The organism is Arthrobacter sp. D1-29 (genome assembly GCF_054130585.1).
Window position 1 is genome coordinate 1,448,905 of the sequence record NZ_CP096383.1, and the last position, 19,080, is coordinate 1,467,984.

The window sequence follows — 19,080 nt, forward strand, 5'->3', positions numbered from 1 at the left end:
ACTGCCGTTGTGGTGTCCCACAATGGCAGTGCCTATCTCCCCAGAACCCTGGCGGCCTTGGCTGATCAGACCCGTCCCGCGGACGCGGTCATCGGCGTTGACGCAGGTTCACGCGACGATTCCGTTGCGTTGCTTGAGGCTGCCCTCGGCGGAGCCAACGTCGTCCAGCGCCCGCACGGCAAGGGCGGCATGGGTGGCGCTGTCAAGGCAGGCCTGGACGCGCTGGCGCCCTGGAGCGGTCAGTCCGAGAGGGCTGCCACGGAATGGATCTGGCTCATCCATGACGACGCCGCGCCGGCTCCTGAAGCATTGGCCGAGCTCCTTGGGGCCGTGGAGCGGGCCCCCTCAGTCACAGTGGCCGGCTGCAAGCAGCTGGACTGGCACGCAGGGCGCCGCCTCATTGACGTGGGCCTCTCCACCAGCGGCTGGGCCGAACGCCTGACCCTCATTGACGCCGACGAACTGGACCAGGGCCAATACAACGGACGCAGCGATACCTTCGCCGTGAATTCCGCCGGCATGCTGGTCCGCCGTGACGTCTGGGAGCACCTTCAGGGCTTTGACCCTGCCCTGCCCGGCAGCGGCGATGATGTTGACTTCTGCTGGCGTAACCGCCTGGCCGGCCACCGTGTGGTGGTGGTTCCCACGGCGCGTATGTTCCACGTAGCCCACAGGCCCCATGCGTTGGGGAACCCGGCTGCTGCCCGGAAGGCCCAGGTCCATCTGCGGCTCAAGCACGCTCCGTTGTGGAAGGTTCCTTTCCATGCGGTAGGCGCGCTGGTGGGGAGCATCTTCAAGCTGGTTCTCAGCATTGCTGTCAAGGATCCGGGGCACGGGTTCTCGCAGCTCGCCGCAACCTTCGCTGCCCTGGCCCGGCCCGCCGCCGTGGCCAGGGGCAGAAGGGTGGCCGCCAGCACCAGGCGGATCCGGCGGTCCGTGATCCGGAAGCTGCAGACACCCCGGCGCGAGGTCTGGAACCACCGCAGATCGCTGATGGAGGCGATTGGGGCTGATGATGCTTCCGGTCAAGGCCTGGGGCCGGATCCCCTGGCCGACCAACCCAGCGGTGACTCGGCCGACGACTTTGCAGCCTTGACCACAACCGAACGGGGCTGGGTAGGCAACGGCGCCCTTGCTGCTGTCCTGATTGCCTCGGTTGCATCCCTCCTGGGGCTGGCCGGCCTGTTCCGCGCCGAGGCTGTTTCCGGCGGCGGCCTCATCCCGCTCTCCTCGTCCATCGGCGAGATCTGGCACCACGCCTCCAGCTGGTGGATCGGCCTGGGTGCAGGACTTCCCGGCAGGGGAGACCCCTTCGGCTACGTGCTGTGGATCCTGGGCCTTCTCGGCGGAGGCGACGCCAACGCCGCCATGGCCTGGCTCCTCCTGCTGGCGGCACCCCTTTCCGCGCTGACAGCATGGTTCGCGTCCGGGGCCCTTACGGCACGGCGCAGGTTCCGCCTGATCGCCGGGCTCTTCTGGGCGGCGGCTCCTGCGCTGCAGGTTGCCCTGAACCAAGGCCGGGTGGGGGCGTTAGTGACGCACGTCATGATTCCCCTGATGGTCCTGGGGCTGCTGCGCGCAACCGGCAGCGCGGTGGGTCATGGCCGCTTCCTGCTGCCGTCCCCCGCCGAGCGGCGTTTCACCGAGAAGCCACCGGTGCGGCCGGGAATCAACGGGATGCCATCCTGGACAGCTGCCGCCGCCGCGGGCCTGGCAATGGCTGTCGTTTGTGCTTCGGCGCCATCACTGCTGATACCCTCGGCCCTCATCATCGTCCTGTGCGGCCTTCTTCTCGGCCGCCGCGGGCGCACGGTGTGGTGGGCATTGCTGCCTGCCGCCGCCCTGTTCATTCCGTTCGGTCTGTCAACGCTTGACAGGCCGCGGGCCATCCTGGCGGACCCCGGCGTTCCCGTCGGGTTTGATGCTGCCCCGTTGTGGCAGCAGTTGCTGGGGCGGCCGCTGCCCTTCAGCCCGGAGGCAGGGCTGACCGGTCTGCCGTACTTCACCGGCCAGGCCGTTCCGTGGGCACTCCTGCTCGCTTTGCTGGTGGGCGTTCCGGTGCTGCTCCTGTCCGCCGCTGCGCTTTTCGTCCCGGGCAGAAGGGCAGGAACAGCACGGGCGCTCTGGGTGTCCGCGCTGATCGTACTCGCCGGGGGCTGGCTGGCAGGCCATGTTGCCACGGGTGCCAACGCCGACACCTTGGTGACGCCCTTCACCGGCCCGGCCGTTTCCGCCGCGGGATTCGCGCTGCTTGGAGCAGCGCTCATCGGAGCGGAACGCTTGCTGGGCTTCGCAGAGATTGCTTCCACTGCCAGCACCCGCCGGAATGTCCTTGTCCGGTCGACGGTGGCCCTGTCCATGGTCCTCCTCCTGGCCGGCCCGTTGGCCGGCATGGCCGCATGGTCGGCCCAGAACCTGCTGCGGTCCACTGCCGCGGCCCCCCAGGCGGAAGAAGCCGCCCCGGAAGCGCTGGGCACCCCCCGGCTCGTGGAATCAGTCAGTCCGCGGACGCTCCCTGCCACTGCGATTGACCGGGGCACCGGGCCCGAGCAGACGCGCACGCTGCTGATCAGTACCAAGGAAAACGGCACGTTTGACGCCACCCTGATGCGCGGCGCCGGAACAACACTGGACAGCCTCTCCACCATCGCCGCGGCGCGGGATATTTTGGGCGCTCCGGGAGCTGAAACTGTCCGGGAGGACGACGGCGTCACGTCGGTCATCCGCAGCGTGGTTGCCACCATCGTGGCAGGGCAGGGCGTGGACCCCAGGCCGGAGCTGGAACAGCTGGGCATCGGATTTGTGGTCTTGCGCTCGGCAGATACCGCTGCGCAACTGACCGCCAGCAGGATGGATGCAGTGCCGGGCCTCATCGCCGTCGGGCAGACTGACGTGGGCTGGCTATGGCGGATCACGCCACTAAACCAGCCGGTGCTGCAGCCCGCGGACGTTGCCCACCGGGTGCGGATCGTGGATGGGAAGGGCGCTGCGGTTACGCTGCTCCCGTCCGGATATGACGACGTCGGCACGGCCGTCCCGGAAGGGGCGGAGGGGCGGCTGGTGGTCTTGGCCGAGCGCGCTGATCCGGGGTGGAGCGCCTGGCTTGACGGGCGGAAACTTACGTCGACTACGTCCGGCTGGGCACAGGCCTTCACCTTGCCGCCGGCGGCCGGCCAACTGACCATCCGCTACGACAACCCATGGGCTCTGTGGTCCGCTATTGGGCAGATCACGGTGATTGGACTTACCGTGATGCTCGCGATCCCCATGCCTGCCCGTCGGCCCAACGCCGGCCTGTCAAGGGACGAAGGCTCCTTGCGTAAGGAACACCAAAATGCATAAGTCCACACCGGATGAAACGGGGACTGACGCTGTCCAGGCAGCGCCACCGCCGGCCCCCGCCCCCCAGGCAGAAGACCAGCCGCAAGCCGAGCCGCAGCATGGGTCAGCACCCCGCAGCAAGCCCTCCGCCAGTGTCCTGGTCAGGCTCCTGTCCGCTGTGGCAATTCTTGCGGCCGCGGGCGGACTGGTGACCGCGGCCTCCCTGGCCCCGCAGCCGGCGGGTGACCGGACGATCCCTGCGGCCCTGGCGGCTGTTCCTGCCGGCTCAAGCGTTGGCGTATGCCCCGGTCCCGCCAGGCTTCTTGAAGGCACCGAGGCGGGAACGGATCCGCAGTTCAGCCCCGAATCGGCCACGGCCGCCAGCGCCGTCACGGGGGCGGTGCTGAGTGCCGCCGGGGGCGATCTGCCGGACAGCCGGCTTTCGGCGTTGAACGGGACCTCCGCCGTCAAGATCGGGAAAGAGGCTCCGGCGGGAGCAACGGCCGGCCCGCAGGACCTCCTGGCGGCTGTTGTCCCGCGCCATGCCGTGGACGACGTCAGCGTGCTGAGCGCTCAGGCGGTGGACAACCAAAAAGCGTCGGCGGGTGCGCTGATGAAATACACGGCCACCGATGGGGACCTGCAGGGAGCTGCGGCCGCCAATTGCCAGCAGCCCGCCAACGACTTGTGGCTGGCCGGAGCCAGCACCAAGGTGGGCCGCACTTCGCTGCTGGTGCTCAGCAATGCCTCTACAACGCCGGCCACCGTCAGCCTGGAACTTTATGGGGCCAAAGGCCAGATCCATGCACCGGGAAGCCGCGGCCTGCTGGTGGCCCCCGGCACTACCCGGTCGGTGGTCCTGGCCGGACTGGCGCCTGGCGAAGCCCAGCTGAGTGTGCACGTCCGCAGTGTGGGAGGCCCCGTCGCCGCCGTCATCCAACAAAGTGTCCTGCGTGGACTCACCCCCGGCGGGGTGGACTACATTGCGCCAGGGGCTGCCCCCGCCGCACGACAGGTGATGACAGGGCTGGATATCCAGGAGCCCGCCGGAATAGCAGCGATGACAGGGCAAAGAGGCTTCGAGGATGCCGGTCCTGCCTTGCAGCTGACAGTACCCGGGCCGTCGGACGCCGTGGTGGAAGTCAAGATGTTCGGGCGCGACGGCCAGCAGGCTCTTGCGGGTGGTGGCGTGGTCACGGCAAAAGCAGGGGCGGTAACCGAGATTTCCCTCGCGGGAGTCCCGGCGGGACATTACACAGTCTCCGCCAGCTCCGACGTATCGTTTGTGGCTGCTGCACGCGTAACCCGCGGCGTCAACAGTGAGCAGGCGTCCGACGTCGCGTGGTCAGCGTCAGCCAGCAGGCTGGGCAGCCAGCATGTCGTGCCGGTGCCCCCAGGAGGCGGAAGGACCCTGGTCTTCGGGGCCCTGGAGGATCGCGCCACCATTTCCTACTCGGCCATCACCGCCGATGGCACCATCCACGGGGCAGCATCAGCAGACATTGCCGGGGGGACAACAACCTCCATCCAGGTTCCGGAGAAGGTGGAAGAGGCCGTCGTGGTGGGGTACGTGGTGTCAGCGTCCGGCGGTGCTGCATACGGGGCGCTGCTGCTTCAGCAGGACGGTCGCGACGACATCTCCACTTTGTCCCTCACGCCCGCAGCGTCAGGCCAGGAGAAAGTCCCGGTCACGCTCGGTTACTGAGCCGCTTAAATTGTTTACTCAGGGGCGCGTTCCTAAAGCTGTCCGGAGCAGCCCAAGGGCTAACGTGGCCCGGCGGGCCAGCATCGTCGGCGGGCGAGCATCGGCGCCGGGCAGTATCGTCGCCGGTAAATCAGTAACGTCGCCGGTAAACAGGGTCCAGGGTCTCCGGTGCCACGCCAAGCATCTCGGCGGTGTGTTCCACCACAACATCGTGGACCAGGTCCTGAAGCTCCTCCCGGCTGGCGCACCCCTGCTCCACCACCCTCCGGTACAGCGTGATGACAGGGCCTTCCTCGGAGGTTGCCGGGGTGTAGGAACCCATCGGTGGCGGGGCTGAGTCCGCTACCAGCCGCTCAAGCTCTGGGGGTATCTCGTCCACGGCAAACCGCACGCCGTCGAGGGTCTTGCCCCAGATGTCGTGGAGCCGCTGCGCGGAGTCCAGCACCATGTCGTCAAAGCGGTCCGACCGCGTCCGGTAACCGGGATGGGTGGGCAGCATCAGTTCCCCGCGCAGGCCGCGGCCGTGCCGGTTCCGGCGGCGCATCGCAAAGCTCCTGCCCAAGGGGCCCGAACCGGTACCTTCACTGCTGGCACCCGGGTCAGCCAACCGGACCGTAAAAGCTGAATCATGGTTCGATGACTGCATACATTGACTCTAAACCCGGCGGAAGATTTACGCGACACAATCGGTGCGCAGGCAGCGGGCGCGGCGTGCTGAAGGCAATACGGCAATCCAGCGTGCAGACGGAGTAGTCTGGGATGTCGTGGGAGCTATCCGTGAGTGTTCAAGGTCAGCGTGCCGCCAATCGGCGGTGGCTACTCTGACGTACGTCTATGCAGATTCCACCGCTGTACTGGGTCCGCTGGCCACCTACGCTGAGCCGCATTGTTACGATTTGTGCGAGCAGCATGCGGGCTCACTGACCGTGCCGCGGGGGTGGGAAGTCCTGCGCCTGGCGATGCCCAACACGCCGCAACAGCCCGGACCCGACGACCTGCTGGCTCTTGCCAACGCTGTGCGGGAGGCCGCAGCCCTTCCACCGCAGGCGCAGCCGGCCCAGGCCCACCGCTCAATCCATTCAACCCTGGAAGCCCCAGCCCGGACGGATGGCGCCCGCCGCGGCCATCTCCGTGTGCTGCGTGAACCGTCCTGACACCGTTCTGGCGGTAGGCTGGAAGCTGCACATCAGCCAGCCACCGGCGCAATCGCGCCCGTCAGGGAGCTTCAACCCATGCCAAAGATCCGTCCTGAACTGTTGTCCGTCCTGCGGTGTCCTGTTACGGGATCTCCGTTGGTCCAGGACGGCGAAGAACTCGTCTCGACGGCGGCGGGGGAGTCCGGCGTGAAGCTGCGCTACACGATCGAGGACGGGATACCCCTGCTCCTGCCGCCGGAGCTGCTGCAGGCAGCAAAAGCAGCGGGTTCAGATGAGCACGACGCAGTGGAGCACTATCCGGTTGAGTATTACCAGGCCGGGCATGACCCTGCCGCCGGCGCAGCCCCCACTGCCTGATCACCCCACCACACGAATGACGCCGGACGCTTCAAGGCTGTCGCGTCCATCGGACAGAGCTAAGGATTCCCATGACTTTTGATTACAAGGTTGCCGACATTTCGCTGGCCGAGGCCGGCCGCCATCAGATCCGCCTGGCCGAACATGAGATGCCTGGCCTGATGTCGCTCCGTGAGGAGTTCGGCCCTAGCCAGCCGCTCAAAGGTGCCCGCATCGCCGGTTCGCTGCACATGACGGTGCAGACTGCCGTCCTGATCGAAACACTCACGGCGCTGGGCGCCGAGGTCCGCTGGGCTTCCTGCAACATCTTCTCCACGCAGGACGAGGCTGCCGCTGCGGTTGTGGTGGGCGCCGGAACCGTTGAGGACCCCCATGGTGTGCCTGTTTTCGCCTGGAAAGGCGAGACCCTCGAAGAATACTGGTGGACGGCGGAGCAGATCCTTACCTGGCCGGGCGCGGACACCAACCCTGAACTGGGCCCCAACATGATCCTGGACGACGGCGGAGATGCCACCATGCTGGTCCACAAGGGTGTTGAATTTGAAGCGGCCGGTGCCGTTCCGGCAACGGATGAAGCGGATTCCGAAGAGTATGCGATCTTCCTGGAGGTCCTGCGGGCATCCATCCGGCAGGATCCCCGGAAGTGGACCCGCACGGCGCAGTCCATCAAGGGCGTGAGCGAAGAAACAACAACGGGCGTCCACCGTCTCTACCAGCTGGCGGAGCAGGGCAAACTCCTTTTCCCCGCCATCAACGTCAACGACTCCGTGACCAAGAGCAAGTTCGACAACAAATACGGGATCCGCCATTCCCTGCCTGATGGCCTTAACCGTGCCACTGACGTCCTGATGGGCGGAAAAGTGGCTGTGGTCTGCGGCTACGGGGATGTTGGCAAGGGCGCGGCTGAGGCACTTCGCGGTCAGGGATCCCGCGTTATTGTCACAGAGATCGACCCCATCTGTGCCCTTCAGGCCGCGATGGACGGATACCAGGTGGCCAAGCTGGAGTCCGTACTTGCCCTGGGCGACATCTTCATCACCACCACAGGCAACAAGGACGTCATCATGGCCGAGCACATGGCGGGCATGAAGAACAAGGCCATCGTGGGCAACATCGGCCACTTCGACAACGAGATCGACATGGCCGGCCTGGCCAGGATTCCCGGCATCAAGAAGGTGGAAATCAAGCCCCAGGTCCATGAATGGGTCTTCGAAGGCGACGCCACCGATGGTTCGGCAGCGCGGTCCATCATTGTTCTCTCCGAGGGCCGGCTCTTGAACCTCGGAAACGCAACAGGGCACCCGTCGTTCGTGATGAGCAACTCCTTCGCCAACCAGACCATTGCGCAGATCGAACTGTGGACCAAAAAGGACCAGTCCGATGGCCAGCGCGAGTATGAGAACCAGGTCTACGTCCTGCCGAAGATCCTGGACGAAAAGGTGGCCCGGCTGCACCTTGCTGCGCTGGGTGTCGAACTGACGGAGCTGTCCAAGGAACAGGCCGAATACCTGGACCTGGACGTGGCCGGACCGTACAAGCCCGAGCACTATCGTTACTGAGGTGTGACTCCCCGGGTGCCCAGCGCGCCCGGGGCTGTTACCTCCAAGCATTAAGATCGGTCTATGGAGCCTGAAGTTAAGCCGCGCGCCCGGGGAACGGCCAAGAAGATTCTCCTGGTGGCTGCCGTCTGCGTCCTTGCGGCCACCGGCGGCGTTTTCGCCGCCGTCGCGCCTGGTTTCGCCCCAGGGACCTTGGAGTCGGAGGCGGCTTCAGCCATGCGGTCAGCCCCCGGCCTGGCGTCGCCGGTGGTTCCGCCGCTAAAGCTGGACAGTTCGCCCGCCGATGGTGCGAGGCAAGTTAACCCAGCCACTCCCGTTTCACTCAAGGTCAGCAACGGCAAGATTGAGCGGGTGTCCCTGACCAGCACTGCCGGCGAGGCTATCGAAGGTACGTTCGGCGCGGACGAAACCAGCTGGACGGCACCTGGGCCGCTGAAATTCAACACTGACTACAGCTACACCTATGTGGTTACTGACGGTGCCGGGCGCGAAACCAGCACCACGCACTCTTTCAGTACTGTTGCCAGCACCCACGAAGCGGACGCCGCCATCTATCCGCTCGACGGCATGAAAGTAGGAGTGGGCCAGCCCCTCCAGATCATCTTCAGTGAGCCGGTACTCAACAAGGACGCCGTGGAAAAGGCCATCAAGGTCACCTCCACGGCGGGCCAGACCGGGGCCTTCCATTGGTTCAGCGACACCATGGTCCGCTACCGTCCCGAGGCGTTTTGGACCGCCAATTCCACCATCACCATGGACATGCAACTCTTCGGTGTTGACCTCGGCAACGGTCAAATCGCCAACTTCAATAAAAAGGTCAACGTTGCCATCGGCGATAAGCGGGTGGCCATAGCCGACGCCGCCGCCCACACCTTCACGTTGAGCATTAACGACCAGGTGGTTAAGACGCTGCCTGTCAGCATGGGCGACGAACGCTTCCCGTCGGCCCGGGGCTACGCGGTGCTGATGGAAAAGAACCGCCATGACCACTTCAGGGCGGCCAGCATCGGCCTCAAGCCCGGCGACCCCGCCTACTACGGCGAAGTGGACGTGGAGTACGCCATCCGGCTCACCCTTAGCGGTGCGTACATCCACCAGGCCCTGGAATCGGCCTTCCCCTACATCGGCAACAAAAATGTCTCGCACGGCTGCATCGGATTCGCTCCCGACGGCGCTGCCTGGGTCTTCGGTGCCATGACCACCGGAGACGTGGTGCAGATCGTTAACACCGAGGGTGACTACGCTGCCCACGATGACGGCTACGGCGACTGGAACATCCCGTGGGCGGAGTACGACAACTAATAACCGAGCTGCCCTGCAGGCTGAGGACTGCAAACCAGGAACTACGGACTGAGAACTACGGAAGCTAGGAACTGAAAGGCAGGCGGTCCAGCCGTTCGCCAACTTTCGAGTTGCGGCGGCGGGCGTGCTGAAGTTTCGTCAAGTCGCGGTTACGGCGCTCGGCGATGACAGCAGCAAGGTAATCGCCGGCACTGGTTCCGGGCGGCGGAGCAGGGGCAACGTGGGCTGCCAGCTCGGTCGCGATCGTGGCGGCCATGCCGTTCCTGGACAGCGGAGACATCAGGGCTGCCTGCCGGATGAATTGCGTGGCCTGCCGGGCTGTGGCATCAGGGATCCGTCCGATGTCAGCCACTGCCGCCCATGCCTTCAAATGAGGGGGGACGAAAACCCGGACTGCCCCTTCAACGGGTACCCGGGTTCGCAGGGCGTAGGTTCCCGCCATGATGTCCCCCAGGCGCCTGGACTTGTCGTTGAACAGGGCCACGGCGATGGCCAGTCCGCCGAGCGTGAGGTAAATTTCCAGGAAGCCGGCCAGGCCCCGAATCAGGGCATGACGGAACCGGATGGCTCCGCCGTCATCACGGACAATTCTCAGCCCCGCGGCCAGTTTCCCCAGCGATAGCCCCCGGCTCAGGGTTTCCAAACCAACCGGGACAATGACGAAGCAAAAGACCACGCTGACAAGGATCAGCATGCGCATCGCGGCCTCATCAAGTTCGGGTCCGGCAGCTGCGACGCCAATCAGGATCACAATGAGCAGCACCACGTTGAACATGAAATCCAGCATTAGGCCCAGGCCCCGGGCCGCGAAGGATGCGGGGCGCAACTCCAGGACAACGGCCTCGCCCGTAACGATCGAACTCAATGCCGGATCCCCGTTCCTCGCGCCTTATCCTGTGGACGGTCACAGTCTAGTTGTTGTATTGTCCACGGACGCTAGGCTGGTGCCGTGGATATGGATGCCTTCTCCGCTGTTAATGGGGACAAATGGTCGAGACTGCATGAACTCGCCTTTAAGCGGCGGCTTACCGGGGAGGAAGCCGACGAACTGCTCCGCCTCTACCAGGCAACGTCCGCGCATCTTTCCCTGATCAGGTCACTGGCTCCCGAAAGCGGCCTGTCGGCGTCCCTGTCTGCCACTCTGGCCCAGGCGAGAACAAGATTCACCGGGGCGCGGTCAAATTTCATGGCTGACCTCGCCCGGTTTTTTGTGATTGCGTTGCCCGCGGCGCTGTACCGCATCACCTGGCTGACCCTGGCCTGCGGTGCCGCGTTCATCCTCATTGGCGGTGCCTACGCGCTGTGGATCGGAAGCTCACCGGAGGCTCTGCGGTCACTGGCCTCCGATTCCGCCCTCAAGCAGTACGTGGAGGAGGACTTCATTGACTACTACTCCGAAAATCCGGCGGCATCCTTCGCCGGTTTGGTGTGGACCAACAACGCGTGGATCAGTGCACAGGCGGTAGCCCTTGGCATCACCGGAATCTGGGTGCCGATGATTCTGTTCAGCAATGCCCAAGGCGTGGGAATCGCTGCCGGAATCTTCGCCGCGGCAGGGAAGTCCGATGTCTTCTACAGCTACATCCTGCCGCACGGACTGATGGAACTGACGGCGGTGTTCATCGCCTGTGCGGCGGGCCTGCGCATCTTCTGGGCCATGGTTTCTCCGGGCCCGCGTACCCGGGGGCGCGCCGTGGCAGAGGAAGGCAGGTCCTTGGTGACAGTAGCCCTTGGGCTGGTCCTGGTCCTCTTCGTTTCCGGCCTGGTGGAAGGGTTCGTCACGCCCAGCCCGCTGCCCGTATGGGCCAAGCTGGGGATCGGCTCAGCCGTGCTTGGAGCATACTGGCTGTACGTTCTGGTGTGGGGCCGTCGGGCGTATCTGTCCGGCGCCCGCGGAGACCTCAGCGCCGACGAGGGCGGATACACCGAAATAGCTGCGTGAATCCGGAGCCGCCCGGGGTGGCACCTCGCCCTCCCGGAGGAGCGGACGGTAGGCTCGTGAGCAGATACATGGTGCTGCCCGGACCTGAGCGGGCGGCGCGAACCCCAACGGAAGTGACGCTGCAGTGAACGACAAGACCCCTGCCAAACGCACGGAGCCGCAGCCGGATCCCGTCCTGGACACCACCGGGGACTCGGACGAGCCCGCATTTGAGTGGATGAAGGCTCCAGAACCCAGCACGCCGGCTGCCAGCACGCCGGCGGCCGGCAGGTCAGGCAGCACGGCTGCGCAAAGCGCGGCTGCACAAGGTGCGGGAGCGCAGGGTGCGGGACCCCGGGGCGCGGGCGGCGGAACGGGAGCAACGCAGGGCGGCAGTTCCGAAGCCGCCGCAGCACCACAGGCCGAAAGCCGGGCTGACCGCAAAGCAGCGGAAGCCGCCGTCGAACCTTCCGCGGGAGAGGCTGCCGGCGCCCAACCTGCCAAGACAGTCAATCCGGCCGGAAAAGGCCAGGAGCCGCTGTTCAGTGAACCGCTGCCCACGTCCGCTCTCCAAGTGCGGCCTCCGCAGGAGGAAGTAGAGCGGCGGAACGCCGAACGCGAAAGCGCGGCGAACGCCAAGCCGGTGGTGCCGCGCGTCATGCAGGTCCTGCTGGCAGTCTTCTATCCCATCATCCTGTTGGTACTGGCGGTCCGGGCAGTGACCAGCCCGCTGTTTCTTTGGGTGGAGTACAACCGCCCGGGGTTCCCCGGTGACGGCTACGGCTTCAGCACTGACGACAGGATGACCTACGGGTCCTACGCGGTGGACTACTTGAGTAACTGGGCTGCGCCGCGGTACCTGGGCGAGCTGGTCAACAGGAGTGGCGACAGGCTGTTCAAAGAGGGCGAAGTCAGCCACATGGCTGATGTGAAGCTCGTGATCCTTTCCACTTTTGGTGCCGGCGCTCTGCTGGCCATTCTGAGTATCATCGCCATTGCCTACCTTCGCCGCCGCAGCATCGGGGGAGTGCGCAGGGGCCTGTTTGCGGGCTCCATCGTAGCCTTGGTGATCATTCTGGGCCTGGGTGCCCTGGCGGTGCTGGGCTGGCAGCAGTTCTTCACGGAGTTCCACCGGATCTTCTTCGCCAGCGGGTCATGGACGTTTGCCCTGGAAGACACCCTGATCAGGCTGTTCCCGGGCCAGTTCTGGATCGACGCCGGTATTACCATCGCTGCGCTGGTCCTTCTTGTCGCGCTGGTGACACTGATCCTGACGTGGCCCACCCGCCGCCGGCGCGGTCTGGTCAAAGCCGGGCGCAAAGATTCGGAGCCGTCGGTGGTAGCGGCAGATCAGCCGTAAAGCCTGGCGATCTCGCCTTCAAAATCGCGGACGACGGCGGCCCTCTTCAGTTTGAGCGAGGGCGTCAGGTGGCCGGATTCAAGGGTAAACTGCGCTGTCAGCACCGAGAAGCTGCGCACTGATTCCGCCTTGGACACGAGCGCGTTTGCGCTATTGACGGCGTCCTGGATGGCTGCGCGGACCCGGGGATCGGCGGTGGCGTCGGCAAGCGTCAAGGCGGGCAGTTTGTGCTCCCTGCACCAGCTTTCCAGCCCGTCCGGATCAAGGGTGACAAGGGCGGCAACAAACGGTTTTCCGTCTCCCACCACAACAGCATGGCTGACCAGCGTATGCTCGCGGATTTTTTCCTCCAGCGGACCGGGTGCCACGTTCTTGCCACCTGCAGTCACCAGGAGGTCCTTCTTGCGCCCCGTGATGGTCAGGAAGCCTTCGGCGTCAAGTTTGCCGAGGTCACCGGTGCGGAAGAAGCCGTTCACGAACGCCGCAGCATTGGCGGCTTCGTTGGCGTGATATCCCCTGAAGACGCCGATGCCCTTCACCAGGATTTCGCCGTCCTCGGCGACGCGGATGGTGGTGCCCGGAACGGGGATGCCCACGCTGCCCACCTTGGTGCGGGTGGGCGTATTCACAGTGCAGGGCGCCGTTGTCTCCGTCAGCCCGTAGCCCTCCAGGACGGGGATGCCGGCACCGCGGAAGAAATGTGCGTCGTCCTGATGCAGCGGACTGGCGCCCGAAACGGTGTAGCGAACCTGGCCGCCGAGGGCTTGGCGGAGCTTGGGATACACCAGTCTGTCGAACAATCCATGCCGTACGCGGGAAAGCATGCCCGGCCCGGCGCCCTCACCGCGGGCGGCCAGGTCCTGTTCCCTTGAGTACCGGACCGCTGCGGACGACGCGGCGCTGAAGGCCCCGGCCCTCCCTGCCGCGGCAGCCTGGCGGGCCGAGCCGGCGCGCAACTTTTCGAAGACACGCGGAACCACCAGGAGGAAGGTGGGCCTGAACGTTCCCATATCCGCAAGCAACTGTGCGGCGTTGGCAGTGTGACCCAGCGTGGCTCCCGCGCTGAGGCACACCACCTGGACCGCGCGCGCCAAGACGTGCGCCAGCGGAAGGAACATCAGCGTCCTGGCGTGCTCCTGCCTCAGCAGCTCAGGAAGGAAGGCGACGATGTTGACGGCAACCAGGGCGAAGTTGCCGTGGGTGATTTCGCATCCCTTGGGTTTGCCTGTGGTTCCGGAGGTGTACACCAGGGACGCAACATCATCCAGCCCTGCTGCCGAGCGGTGCCGTTCAAGTTCGGCTTCCGTGACTCCGGCGCCGGCGGCAGCCAGGCTGGCGAGATTGGGGGCGTCGCCGTCGTAGTCCATCCTGACGACGTTCACCAGCCGGTCTTTCAGCAAAGCGGACGTATCCAGGATGTGCCGGACCAGCTCCACCTTTCCGCTGTCCTCGGCAAACACCCGGTGCGCTCCGGAGTCGTGGAGTATCCACTCCACCTGGGCGGCCGACGACGTTTCATACACGGGGACGGTGACGCCTCCTGCGAACCAGATGGCGAAGTCCACCAGGGTCCATTCATACCGGGTTGCTGACATGACGGCTACGGTGTCACCCCGCTCCAGGCCACCTGCGATGAGGCCCTTCGCGAGCGCGCTGACATCATGGAGGAACTTCTGCGCCGGTATGTCGGTCCACCCGTTGGGCCCCCGCCGGGCATAAAGCGCGTGCATCGGGTTGGTGGTGCGCTGCTCCAGCAGGAGATCTGTCACGTTGCTGTCCGGGGTGAGTTCCACCAGCAGTTCCGTACTTGCTTCTCTCACCGGGTCTCCGTTCCGCAGCATCACCGCGGAGCGGCTCAATCGTCAGGGTCTGATGCAATCCTGCCCTAGATCCAGGACGGCATCCACATTCTGAACCGCCAGTCCTGGTAGGGGATGATTTCGGCGGCCCACACCGGATAGAAGAAGGCCGAAAGCAGGATTACGCAGGCCAGGAAAAGCGTCACCAGGTAGAACCCGGCGCGCCTGCGCCAGGGCGGATCACCGGCCCGGCCCAGGACGAGGCCCAGACAGTAGACAAGGGCCAGCACCAGGAAAGGTTCAAAAGAGACTGCATAGAAGTAGAACATGGTGCGCTCCGGATACAGGAACCACGGCAGGTAGCCCGCGCCGACGGCAGCCAGCACCGCTCCCGCCCGCCAGTCCCTTCGTCCGGCCCACCAGAACAGGAGCACCACCAGGGAGACGGTGGCAGCCCACCAGACCAGGGGATTTCCCACTGAGAGGATCGCCGACGTGCAGTTGGCTACGTTGCACCCGGGGGTGCCCTGCTGGGGCGACTCATAAAAGAATGAGGTTGGCCGGCCCATCACCAGCCAGCTCCAGGCACTTGCCTCGTAGGGGTGCTCGGAGCCCAGTCCCTGGTGGAAGTTGTACGCCTCAAGGTGATAGTGGGCCAGGGACCGGACCCAGTCGGGCAGCCATCCCCACTCCGCCGACGGATTTTCTTCCGCCCAGTGGCGAAAGTAGGCGTCGTCGGAACGGATCCAGCCTGTCCAGCCGGCGACGTATACCAGGGCGGCCACGGGGACGATGGTGAGGAATGCCGGCACCCCATCCTTGATGATGCCGCCGCTGAACCAGCCCCGCACTCCGGCGACACGCCGGGCGCTAAGGTCCCACACGACGGAGAGCAGCCCGAAGCCGGCAAGGAAGAACAGGCCTGACCATTTTGTCCCTACCGCCAGGCCCAGGCATACTCCGGCAACAACCCGCCACCACCGGATACCGAGCCATGGGCCCGCCAGCAGCTGTTTGGCCGAGGGCCGGCCGTCCCTGGCCGTGCCGGCCAGGTTGGCCAATCTCCGGGCAAGGCGGCGCCGGCCGTCGTCCCGGTCCATCAGCAACGCTCCGAAGGCAGCCAGGACCCAGAACATCAAAAAGATATCGAGCAGCGAGGTCCGTGACATCACGAGGTGATGGCCATCCACCGCAAGAAGCAGCCCCGCAGCAGCTGACAGGGGAAGGGAATGGAACAACTTCTGCGCAATGAGCGTGACCAACAGAATGGACACGGTGCCGGTTAACGCAGCTGCGAAACGCCAGCCGAACGGATTGTCCGAACCGAAAAGCCACATGCCGAAGGCGACCATCCATTTCCCCACCGGAGGATGCACCACGTATTCCGGAGTCTCCAGGAGTATGTTCGGATTCCCGGCGTTAAAGGAGTCGTTGGCTTTGTCCGGCCAGTTCCGTTCATAGCCGCTGATCAGGTACGAATAGGCGTCCTTGACGTAGTACGTCTCGTCAAAGACCAGGCTGTGTGGTCTGTCCAGCCGGACAAAGCGAAGGATTCCGCCTATGACCGAGGTGAGCACCGGGACCAGCCAGAACCACAGCCGCAGCGAGGGCGGGTAGTCGCGCCAGCCCGGAACACTCCCCACGAGCCGTTCCTCCAAGGACGCCGCAGAGAAAGACCCGGCCGGGCGCCTTATCCAAGGGCGGCCGGCAACACGGCCGCCTTGGGCGGCGCGTTCGGGGGAACCTGGTATGGATGCCTCCGGGGCGGCTCGGCCGGCCTCGGCAGGCAGCGTGGAGGTCTGCGTCACGTGCCCCATGCTACCTTTTGCAGGTGCTGCAGCCTGCCAGCAGTAGGCTGGTGGCGTGGACCCTAACCCCAGCACAGTTGCCGATACCAGCACCGAATCTCCCGGCCAATCAGAAACCCCCAGCCAGTCAGAACCCGCCCTTTCGGAATCCAGCTCCCCGGGGAGGGTGGCCGCAGGCCCGGGCAGGGTGGTACTGGCAGCTACCCCCATTGGAAACACAGGGGATGCCTCGGCCCGCCTGATTGAGTTGTTGGCGTCGGCCGATATTGTTGCCGCGGAGGACACCCGCCGCCTGCACCGGCTGGTCCAGAGCCTCGGTGTCACCGTGGGCGGCCGCATCATCAGCTACCACGAGCACAACGAGGCAACAAAAACAGCCGAACTCCTGGATCAGGTGAAGGCGGGAAAAACCTTGGTAATGGTCACCGACGCCGGCATGCCGTCCGTTTCGGATCCCGGTTTCCGTTTGGTGGAAGGCGCCGTGGCTGCCGGTCTCACGGTGACCGCCATCCCCGGACCATCAGCCGTCCTGACGGCGCTTGCCCTGTCAGGACTGCCAACAGACAGGTTTTGTTTTGAAGGATTCCTTCCGCGGAAAGCAGGTGAACGGTCCACCCGCCTTGCCGACCTCGCTGCCGAACGCCGGACCATGGTGTTTTTTGAGGCTCCGCACCGCCTCGAAGCAATGCTGCGGGCATTGCGCGAGCGTTTCGGTTCCGACCGGCGGATCGCTGTTTGCCGCGAACTGACGAAGACCTACGAGGAAGTGATCCGTGGGTCCGTTGGCGAACTGCTTTTGTGGGCAGAGGGCAACGAAGTGCGGGGTGAGATTGCCGTTGTGCTCGCCGGGGCACCTGACCAGGCACCGGGCACTCCCGAGGATTACGTGGAGGCCGTCAACGAACTTGTGGCACGGGGCATCCGGCTTAAGGAGGCGGTGGCTGCTGTGGCGGAAGACGTCCGGGTGAGTAAGAGGGAGCTTTACTCGGCGGTCCTAGCGGCACGCTGAAACGCTTCCGGGACGTTGTGGAAAAAGGAAAAAAGCACTGTGCAGGTGCACAGCAGACGGTGGATTCCGTAGTGCGTCCAGGCGTAGACCCCTCAGCAGGCGCAGCAGTAGTCTGACAGTTAATCAGCCACGCGGACGGGCCTTGCCGGCCTCCTGCGCGCAGGCTGCAAACAACCTTACTGACGAGGGAGTCATCGTGACTGTCACTGCACCGCCAGCTGTTACCTCAAAGCGCGAGAGCGAGTTGCTGGCCTCTGTTCCCACTGGCCTGCTCATCAATGGTGAATGGCGGCCTGCCGCTTCCGGAAAGACCTTTGACGTTGAGGATCCTGCCACCGGCAAGGTCCTGTTGAGCATTGCCGACGCCGGTCCTGAGGACGGCAGGGCGGCGCTGGATGCTGCCGCCGCCGCGCAGGAATCCTGGGCGAAGGTTCCGCCACGCGAACGCGGCGAGATCCTGCGCCGCGCCTTTGACCTGGTCACCGAACGCGCCGAGGATTTCGCGCTGCTGATGACCATGGAGATGGGCAAGCCGCTGGCCGAGGCCCGCGGCGAGGTCACCTATGGTTCCGAGTTCCTGCGCTGGTTCTCCGAGGAAGCCGTCCGTGCCTTTGGCCGCTACTCGGTCTCCCCGGACGGAAAGTCCCGGCTGCTCGTCACCAAGAAGCCCGTGGGCCCCTGCCTGCTGATCACGCCGTGGAACTTCCCGCTGGCCATGGCCACCCGCAAGATCGCCCCGGCCGTCGCCGCCGGCTGCACCATGGTCCTGAAGTCCGCGAACCTCACCCCGCTGACCTCCCAACTGTTCGCCGCGGTCATGCAGGAGGCTGGGCTGCCCGCCGGCGTCCTGAACGTCATCCCCACCTCCACGGCCGGTGCCACCACCGGTCCGCTGATCAAGGACCAGCGCCTCCGGAAGCTGTCCTTTACCGGCTCCACCGAGGTGGGCCGCCGCCTGCTGGCCGACGCCTCGGAAACCGTGCTGCGTACCTCCATGGAACTGGGTGGCAACGCCCCGTTCGTGGTCTTCGAGGACGCCGACCTGGATGCCGCCGTCGCCGGGGCCATGCTGGCCAAGCTGCGGAACATGGGCGAGGCCTGCACCGCGGCCAACCGGTTCATCGTGCACGAATCCGTGGCTGAGGAATTCGCCGAGAAGTTCGCCGCGAAAATGGCGGAGATGACCACCGCCCGCGGCACCGAAGCCCAGTCCAAGGTGGGCCCGCTGATCGACGCCAAGAGCCGGGACAAGGTCCACGAACTGGTCTCTGACGCCGTGGCGTCGGGCGCCCGGGCGGTCCTGGGCGGCGCACCTGTGGAGGGGCCGGGCTATTTCTACCAGCCCACCATCCTCACCGGTGTCACCGAGGGCACCCGGATCCTGTCGGAGGAGATCTTCGGCCCCGTGGCCCCGATCACCACGTTCGGCTCCGAGGCCGAAGCCGTCCGGCTGGCCAACAACACCGAATACGGCCTGGTGGCCTACGTCTTCACCAGGGACCTGAACCGCGGCATCCGGATGGGCGAGAAGCTTGAAACCGGCATGCTGGGCCTTAACGCCGGAGTGATCTCCAACGCAGCTGCACCCTTTGGCGGCGTCAAGCAGTCCGGCCTGGGCCGCGAAGGCGGGCTCGAAGGCATCGAGGAATACCTTTACACCCAGTACATCGGCATCGCCGACCCTTACGCCGGCTGACCAGACGCTGGCCGACAAAGGCTGGCTGAACCCGCTAGCTGACCAATGCCGGCTGACCCCGCTGGCTGACCGCGAGAGGACAACGG

At 65.3% G+C, this 19,080-nt stretch carries 14 protein-coding genes; 10 read left to right on the plus strand and 4 right to left on the minus strand.

All coding sequences use genetic code 11. The features are described 5' to 3' along the window. Nucleotides 1–9: 9 nt before the first annotated feature. Both M1E17_RS06830 and M1E17_RS06835 read left to right on the plus strand, forming a co-directional pair. Nucleotides 10–3,342: a glycosyltransferase family 2 protein gene (locus M1E17_RS06830; RefSeq protein ID WP_457966339.1), complete on the plus strand. Its 3,333-nt coding sequence runs from the start codon at nt 10–12 to the stop codon at nt 3,340–3,342. Further along, on the plus strand, nt 3,335–5,026 hold the full coding sequence (locus tag M1E17_RS06835) for a DUF5719 family protein (protein WP_457966341.1): 1,692 nt from the start codon (nt 3,335–3,337) through the stop codon (nt 5,024–5,026). Before M1E17_RS06830 ends, M1E17_RS06835 begins: the two co-directional genes overlap by 8 nt. Nucleotides 5,027–5,156: 130 nt before the next feature. On the opposite strand, the gene M1E17_RS06840 is transcribed toward M1E17_RS06835, so the two are convergent. Further along, nucleotides 5,157–5,672 carry a metallopeptidase family protein gene (locus M1E17_RS06840; RefSeq protein WP_457966342.1) on the minus strand — a complete coding sequence of 172 codons (516 nt, stop codon included), beginning with the start codon at nt 5,670–5,672 and terminating at the stop codon, nt 5,157–5,159. A 118-nt stretch (nt 5,673–5,790) separates the two neighbouring features. Here M1E17_RS06840 and M1E17_RS06845 point away from each other — a divergent pair, with 118 nt between their 5' ends. From M1E17_RS06845 to M1E17_RS06860, 4 genes are all read left to right on the plus strand, one after another. Further along, nucleotides 5,791–6,180, plus strand: coding sequence for a DUF3499 domain-containing protein (locus tag M1E17_RS06845; protein ID WP_267278264.1), 390 nt, complete (start codon nt 5,791–5,793; stop codon nt 6,178–6,180). A 78-nt stretch (nt 6,181–6,258) separates the two neighbouring features. Continuing rightward, nucleotides 6,259–6,540, plus strand: coding sequence for a Trm112 family protein (locus M1E17_RS06850; RefSeq protein WP_457966344.1), 282 nt, complete (start codon nt 6,259–6,261; stop codon nt 6,538–6,540). 71 nt (nt 6,541–6,611) lie between these two features. Next, on the plus strand, nt 6,612–8,099 hold the full coding sequence (gene ahcY, locus M1E17_RS06855) for an adenosylhomocysteinase (protein ID WP_457966346.1): 1,488 nt from the start codon (nt 6,612–6,614) through the stop codon (nt 8,097–8,099). 63 nt (nt 8,100–8,162) lie between these two features. Next, nucleotides 8,163–9,401: an Ig-like domain-containing protein gene (locus tag M1E17_RS06860; RefSeq protein WP_457966348.1), complete on the plus strand. Its 1,239-nt coding sequence runs from the start codon at nt 8,163–8,165 to the stop codon at nt 9,399–9,401. Nucleotides 9,402–9,465: 64 nt separating this feature from the next. Here M1E17_RS06860 and M1E17_RS06865 read toward each other — a convergent pair whose 3' ends face one another. Then, on the minus strand, nt 9,466–10,266 hold the full coding sequence (locus M1E17_RS06865; RefSeq protein WP_457966349.1) for an RDD family protein: 801 nt from the start codon (nt 10,264–10,266) through the stop codon (nt 9,466–9,468). A gap of 84 nt (nt 10,267–10,350) precedes the next feature. On the opposite strand from M1E17_RS06865, the gene M1E17_RS06870 reads away from it, so the two are divergent. Together M1E17_RS06870 and M1E17_RS06875 are read left to right on the plus strand one after the other, a co-directional pair. Beyond that, the gene (locus M1E17_RS06870) at nt 10,351–11,343 is read left to right on the plus strand and encodes a stage II sporulation protein M (RefSeq protein ID WP_457966351.1); all 993 of its coding nucleotides are present in this window, start codon (nt 10,351–10,353) and stop codon (nt 11,341–11,343) included. Between the two features lie 124 nt (nt 11,344–11,467). Beyond that, nucleotides 11,468–12,682 (plus strand): TIGR01906 family membrane protein, encoded by a 1,215-nt coding sequence (locus M1E17_RS06875; RefSeq protein ID WP_457966353.1) that lies wholly within the window; start codon nt 11,468–11,470, stop codon nt 12,680–12,682. Here M1E17_RS06875 and M1E17_RS06880 read toward each other — a convergent pair. Together M1E17_RS06880 and M1E17_RS06885 are read right to left on the minus strand one after the other, a co-directional pair. Next, entirely contained in the window at nt 12,673–14,502 is a 1,830-nt protein-coding gene (locus M1E17_RS06880; protein WP_457966354.1) for an AMP-dependent synthetase/ligase, read from the minus strand. The genes M1E17_RS06875 and M1E17_RS06880 overlap by 10 nt on opposite strands. A gap of 65 nt (nt 14,503–14,567) precedes the next feature. Then, entirely contained in the window at nt 14,568–16,298 is a 1,731-nt protein-coding gene (locus M1E17_RS06885) for a dolichyl-phosphate-mannose--protein mannosyltransferase (RefSeq protein ID WP_457966355.1), read from the minus strand. A 46-nt stretch (nt 16,299–16,344) separates the two neighbouring features. Here M1E17_RS06885 and rsmI point away from each other — a divergent pair, with 46 nt between their 5' ends. Further along, a complete protein-coding gene (rsmI, locus tag M1E17_RS06890) occupies nt 16,345–17,298 on the plus strand; it encodes a 16S rRNA (cytidine(1402)-2'-O)-methyltransferase (protein ID WP_457966356.1) in 954 nt (317 codons plus the stop codon). 196 nt (nt 17,299–17,494) lie between these two features. Further along, complete coding sequence (locus M1E17_RS06895; protein WP_457966358.1) at nt 17,495–18,994, plus strand: NAD-dependent succinate-semialdehyde dehydrogenase; 1,500 nt, start codon at nt 17,495–17,497, stop codon at nt 18,992–18,994. The last annotated feature ends 86 nt before the right edge of the window (nt 18,995–19,080 follow it).